Here is a 2552-nt window from a genome sequence, read left to right as displayed (position 1 = left end):
ATTTATGTGGAGATTTCTTAGCACGGTTATACACTTATTTTCCAAACTAATCCAGTTTGGTTGATAGGATGGCCCCCGCCCTGTAAATTATTTATAGAAATTCAAATGATATCCAGTCATTTAGGTGAGTCAACTAAATGGTAGTTATGAAATATTGAGAATACATGAGTATTTGGAAGAAAAATTAACTTTATTGAGGGAGGGCATTTTATGAGTTACAAGAATACTTTTATTACAGTTTCTGAAGATTCAACTGTTACTTCTGCTATTGTTCCTGTCCCAAGAAATAACAAGCCTACGATTGCTTCTATTCAATATGATTTAATCAAGAATAATCCTTACAAATATACTCAAGAAGATGTACAATATAAAACTTATTTGATTAAAGAGCAAATAGAGTCAAATAATTTAAATGAATTACGTGAGCAGTATTTCACAAAACCTAAAGCCTGTTTTAGAGCTTCTCCATTAGTAAAAAAATATGGGTGGGGAATACACTATGATGATCATGGAAAAATTGCATTATTTGATGTTAATAGTGAAACGTATAATCAATTTCTCAATTCGGATAACATTACTCTACTAAAAGGTATGCGTTCGAAAAGAAAATAGGCAGTGGCCTCTTCTTTCTCCTTTGAATCAAGAGTTAATCAAACTTAGAAGAGCATTGTGCCTGGGCAGGGCAGCGCATTTGCAAAAGCCTATTAAAAGAGTCCGCCAACATGAATAAAGTTTCCTGATGCTTACATTTTATTCACTGAAATCATATTATTAAAATATAAAAAGGGGCCCGCAGGCTCCTTTTCAAATTAGAAAGGAAAATGCTCAGTCCGGTAACAAGTGTCCCGCTCTTTTCCTTATACATATCGATTACGACCAGATAACATTCCAAAGATCATCACAACGACTGAGACGACGATTAGCATGAGAATGGGAACTGTCCACATATGCGTTAGATCGTACAAATATCCGATGATCAAAGGGCCAACTGCAGCGAGTACATAACCTGTTGATTGTGTCATACCAGATAACTCTGCTGCCTGCTGACCGTTCCGAGCACGTAGACCTATATAGCTGAGAGCTAAGGGAAAGCTTCCTCCCAATGCAATCCCAATTAAGATGATACTTACAATTAAAATTGGATAGGTTGAGCCGAATAGTAAACCACTATAGCCGAGCACAGAGCACATGCTTAGCATAAATGCAATCCATACTTGTGATTCGAGGCGTCCTGCAAGGACTGGTATAAAAAAGCTGGCAGGCAATCCTACCAATTGAGTGAAGGAAAGCAGCCATCCTGCAGTAGCTAAGCTTACCCCGTGACTATGTAAGATTTCAGGTAACCACGATATCGTTACATAGAATAAAAGAGACTGAAACCCCATGAATATGGCAATTTGCCATGCAAGTAGTGTACGCCACATTTGCTTGGAATTAGTGGCTTGTCTTTGTCGGAAGATACTAGGATCGCTTTGATTATATTTAAAAAGAAAAGCCCACACGATGAGCGCAATGATCACAGGTAATCCCCATACAATTTGGGCTCCCTGCCATCCAAGGTTCAAGTCAGCTGCTAAAGGAACGCTAATCCCTGATGCTAAGGACGCAATCAATCCCATGGATGTTGAATAAACACTTGTCATCAGACCGAACCTTTTGGGGAATTTATCCTTTACAATTGCGGGTAAAAGGACATTTCCGATTGCGATACCGAAACCGACCAGCAGAGTCCCGGTAAAAAGGGTAAAAACCATTGGAATTGTGCGAATCGTAATACCGATTAATAGAACTGCTAAACCTATAAGTAAGGTCTTCTCATTTGTTAGCTGAGCTGCTATTTTAGGAACAAGTGGGGACATGATGGCAAATACGATTAATGGTAAGCTCATCAATAGTCCAGCACTCCAGTGTGCTAGTTTAACATCATCCTGAATCATTCCGAGTAAAGGTCCCAGAGAAGTAATCGCTGGGCGCAGATTGAAGGCAACAAGAACAATTCCCGCAATAAACAGATGTATATAAATTGAATGAATATGTGCCTTGACTTTCGCTAACATCATAAATCAAAACCTCCGTTAACACAAACTTTATCAAGTATAGCATAAACAAAAATTCGGATGTAATGTACTTACTACTATTCGAAGCCCCTAACAAATAGGTAGGGGTTTTTGCAAAGGTAAGAATCCTGTTCTGTGAACAGGTTGTGTCCTGCATGGGTGTACATGGATGGATCGATTTCTAGGGGGAAATTTTAGTACGATATCTATAGTCTCCCGCGAGATTGTTTTCAGGTATGGTTTATCCTATTGTGATTTTGAATATTTAGATAATTACAAATATAAAAAATAATATTGTAATATATCAAAAAACTCACTATAATTCAATTAAATGATAGACAGTTGTATCTGTGGAGTGGAATGGTTATAGATTCTATTTTATCAGAATGGATTGGCTCGAAATAAGCATTATCAACATTGGTAGTGTCAAAAGTTCTATGAAAACTCAATAGGTGGGTAGTCGCTTTTCCATTTATTTGGTGGAAAGGCCACACA

2 protein-coding genes are annotated in these 2552 nt (G+C 37.7%); one reads left to right on the top strand and one right to left on the bottom strand.

Features of this window, described 5'->3' with window-relative positions; all coding sequences use genetic code 11:
* Positions 1–210 precede the first annotated feature (210 nt).
* On the top strand, positions 211–612 hold the full coding sequence (locus tag Q1B07_RS26375; protein WP_299095710.1) for a DUF6157 family protein: 402 nt from the start codon (positions 211–213) through the stop codon (positions 610–612).
* Positions 613–857: 245 nt separating this feature from the next.
* On the opposite strand, the gene Q1B07_RS26370 is transcribed toward Q1B07_RS26375, so the two are convergent.
* On the bottom strand, positions 858–2060 hold the full coding sequence (locus Q1B07_RS26370) for an MFS transporter (RefSeq protein WP_299095713.1): 1203 nt from the start codon (positions 2058–2060) through the stop codon (positions 858–860).
* Positions 2061–2552 lie beyond the last annotated feature (492 nt).

It is taken from the genome of uncultured Metabacillus sp., assembly GCF_947503125.1.
Taxonomy (GTDB): Bacteria; Bacillota; Bacilli; order Bacillales; family Bacillaceae; genus Metabacillus.
This window is presented reverse-complemented; position numbering and strand designations above follow the sequence as displayed.